Annotated in this window: 4 protein-coding genes; all 4 read left to right on the top strand. The window is 38.2% G+C overall.

From position 1 onward, the window contains the following. The first annotated feature begins 42 nt into the window (after positions 1–42). Positions 43–1,314, top strand: a complete 1,272-nt coding sequence (locus OEW78_RS10190; RefSeq protein ID WP_300327185.1) for a 3-isopropylmalate dehydratase large subunit — start codon at positions 43–45, stop codon at positions 1,312–1,314. Then, positions 1,311–1,802, top strand: coding sequence for a 3-isopropylmalate dehydratase small subunit (leuD, locus tag OEW78_RS10185; RefSeq protein WP_300327184.1), 492 nt, complete (start codon positions 1,311–1,313; stop codon positions 1,800–1,802). The genes OEW78_RS10190 and leuD (OEW78_RS10185) overlap by 4 nt, the downstream gene beginning before the upstream one ends. Position 1,803: 1 nt before the next feature. Next, positions 1,804–3,219 carry a 3-isopropylmalate dehydratase large subunit gene (gene leuC, locus OEW78_RS10180; protein ID WP_300327183.1) on the top strand — a complete coding sequence of 472 codons (1,416 nt, stop codon included), beginning with the start codon at positions 1,804–1,806 and terminating at the stop codon, positions 3,217–3,219. 1 nt (position 3,220) lies between these two features. After that, a partial coding sequence (gene leuD / locus OEW78_RS10175) for a 3-isopropylmalate dehydratase small subunit (RefSeq protein WP_300327182.1) occupies positions 3,221–3,579 on the top strand: 359 nt, incomplete at its 3' end.

The raw sequence follows: 3,579 nt of genomic DNA, 5'->3' as shown, positions 1-3,579 counted from the left end.
GTTCTGAAAAGCTTTTAATCTGTAGACCAAGCTTTTTTTATTATGAATATTGTTGAGAAGATTCTTGCACGTGGTGCTGGAAAATCTTCTGTTTCACCAGACGATGTAGTTTTTGCTAATGTAGACAAGGTCATGATGCATGATGTTTCAGGACCAGGTGTGATTAAGGTATTTGATAAATTAAAGAAACAAGGGATTTCAGTAGACAAACTGTGGGATCCTACCAAAGTCTGGGTAGCTGAAGACCATTTTGTTCCTTCTGCAGAAAAAGTATCTGCTGAAAATATTGTAAAATTATCAAACTTTACAAAAAACTATGGAATTGAAAAACACTTCAAGTATGGAATGGGTCAATATGGGATTTGTCATACTATATCCCATGAAGAAGCAATGGTGTTGCCCGGCGAAATTTATGTCGGAGGTGACTCTCATACAAACACAACTGGAGCTTTGGGTGCTTTTGCATGTGGTTTAGGACATACTGATATTGCTTATGTTTTGTTGAATGGAAAAATTTGGTTCAAAGTTCCAGAAACCTACTACTTTAAGCTAAATGGAAAATTACCTGATCATGTCATGGCAAAAGATTTCATTTTGAAAATTATTGGTGAAATTGGAAATGATGGGGGCAACTATAGAACTATGCAGTTTGGAGGAAGTGGAATTGATGAAATGTCTGTAGAAAGCAGATTGACATTATGTAACATGACTACTGAAGCTGGCGCAAAGAACGGTATTGTGGAACCAGATCAAAAAGTAATTGATTATCTTTCTCAAAGAGGTGCAACTACCATGAATTTGATTAAAGGTGATGCTGATGCTGAATATGCTAAGGTGTTTGAATTTGAGGCCTCTGAGATGGAGCCAACTATTGCTAAACCTTTTTCTCCTGAAAACATATGTGTTGTAAGAGAAGCTCCTTCTGTGGAATTAGATAAATCATACATTGGTTCTTGCACTGGTGCAAAATACGAAGATCTGGTGGCTGCAGCAAGTGTTCTCAAAGGACGAAAAGTAAAGATCAGAACCGAAATTTTACCTGCAGCAATTTCTATTTATCAACGAGCCATGGAAAATGGATTGCTAAAGATTTTCTTAGATGCGGGTGTTACGGTCGGTCCTCCAACATGTGGGGCCTGCTGTGGTGCACACATGGGCGTCTTGGCAAAAGATGAAATTTGTATCAGCACAACAAACAGAAATTTCCCTGGTAGAATGGGCCATGTGGAATCTCAGACATATCTTGCATCTCCTCTGGTTGCCGCAGCTTCTGCAGTAACTGGAAAAATCACTGATCCGAGGGATTTACAATGAAAGGCAACATCATAAAATATGCTCGAGATAACATTGACACTGATGTCATCATTCCCGGCCAGTATCTCAAAGTGCATGATTATGCAGAACTTGCAACACATGCAATGGAGGGGTTAGATCCTGATTTTCATTCCAAAGTAAAAGAGGGTGACTTTATTTTATCTGGGAAAAATTTTGGATGTGGTTCATCACGTGAGCATGCTCCTATTGCATTGTCTCATTCAGGAATAAAGGCAGTACTTGCATTGTCTTTTGCAAGAATTTTTTATCGAAATGCAGTCGATGGCGCATTTTTGCTGCCGATAGAAATCGAACAGGACGCGTATGATGGAATCTCAGAAGGTGATGAAATTACAATCGATGTATCGTCTAATGAGATTAAAAATATAACAAAAAATCAAACATACAAAATGAAACCTTTTTCAGAAATTATTGGAAAAATAATTGCTGCAGGTGGGCTCTTCAAGTACAAGCCAGACCATGATTAAAATGGGAAAAACACTTTTTGAAAAAATTTGGGAATCTCACGTTGTTGTTGAAAAACAAAACAACCCTTCACTTATTTACATTGACAGACATCTTGTTCATGAAGTAACTTCTCCGCAAGCCTTTGATGGATTGCGAATAAATAACAGAAAAGTCAGGCGACCTGATCTTACCATTGCTACGATGGATCATAATGTTCCTACAACAGATCGTTCACTTCCAATTTTAGATCAAACCTCCTCTGTGCAAATCAAAACTTTGGAAAAAAACTGCAAAGATTTTGGAATAAAATTATTTGATATTAACAGCCCAAATCAAGGAATTGTCCATGTGATTGGCCCTCAGTTGGGAATCACCTTGCCTGGGACCACAATTGTCTGCGGTGACAGTCATACATCGACACATGGTGCATTTGGAGCTCTTGCATTGGGTATCGGCACTAGTGATGTTGAACATGTGCTTGCATCCCAAACAATGTGGCTAGAAAAACCAATACCTTTTGAAATTCGAGTTGAAGGAAAAAGAAAAAATCCCCATGCCGTAACTGCCAAAGATATAGTTCTCTCTATTATTAAAAATATAGGAACAGGAGGTGGAACGGGCACAGTAATTGAATATCGTGGTGAAGGAATTACTGATTTATCTATGGAACAAAGAATGACAATTTGCAATATGTCAATAGAGGCAGGTGCTCGTGCAGGTTTAATTGCCCCTGATGAAAAAACCTTTGATTATCTGAGAGGCAGAGAATACACTCCAAAAAACTATGAATCGCTAGTTGATTCTTGGAGAGAACATCTCAAAACTGACAGTGATGCAAAGTTTGAAAAAAAATTTACTTTACACATAGATGACATTGCTCCTCAAGTCAGCTGGGGAACAAACCCTGGCATGACATCTGATGTTACTGCAACCATCCCAACTCCTGATGAGTTTTCTAAAGGTGATCCAAATCAAAAAAAGGGTGCAGAAAAAGCACTTGACTATATGGATTTAGAATCCGGTACTGCAATTGAAGACATTAAAATCGATAGGGTGTTTATTGGTTCATGCACTAATGCAAGATTGGAAGACCTTATTGAAGCCTCAAAAGTAATCAGGGGACAAAAAATTGCTCCAACTGTAAAAGCTATGGTTGTCCCTGGTTCTCAAATGGTAAAAAAACAAGCTGAAGAAATGGGATTGGATAAAATTTTCATCGATGCCAATTTTGAATGGCGAGAAGCTGGTTGCAGTATGTGTCTTGGAATGAACCCTGACATTTTATCTCCAGGTGAGCGTTGTGCAAGCACATCAAATAGGAACTTTGAAGGCAGACAGGGAACTGGTGGCAGAACTCATCTGGTCAGTCCAGTAATGGCAGCAGCAGCTGCAATCAAGGGACATTTTGTAGATGTCAGGAAAATGGATTTGAGTTAACATGGAGCCATTCAAACAAGTTTCAAGCATTGTCACTCCTCTTGATAAGGTAAATGTGGATACTGATCAAATTGTTCCAAAACAATTCTTAAAACTGGTTCAAAAATCTGGATTTGGAAAATTCTTGTTTTTTAACTGGCGCTATGACGAGAACGAGAATAAAAAATCTGATTTTGTTCTAAATGATCCAAAATATGAAAATTCAAAAATCCTGATAGCAGGAGACAATTTTGGTTGTGGCTCTAGTCGTGAACATGCTGTATGGGCCTTGCTTGACTATGGGTTTTCCGTAGTTATTGCCCCTTCATTTGCAGATATTTTCTTCAGTAATTGTTTCAAAAATGGAATATTGCCAATTTC

This window comes from Candidatus Nitrosopumilus sp., from assembly GCF_029882185.1.
GTDB lineage: Archaea > Thermoproteota > Nitrososphaeria > Nitrososphaerales > Nitrosopumilaceae > Nitrosopumilus.
Note: the sequence above shows the minus strand (reverse complement) of the source record. Positions and strands in the feature narration are given on the sequence as shown.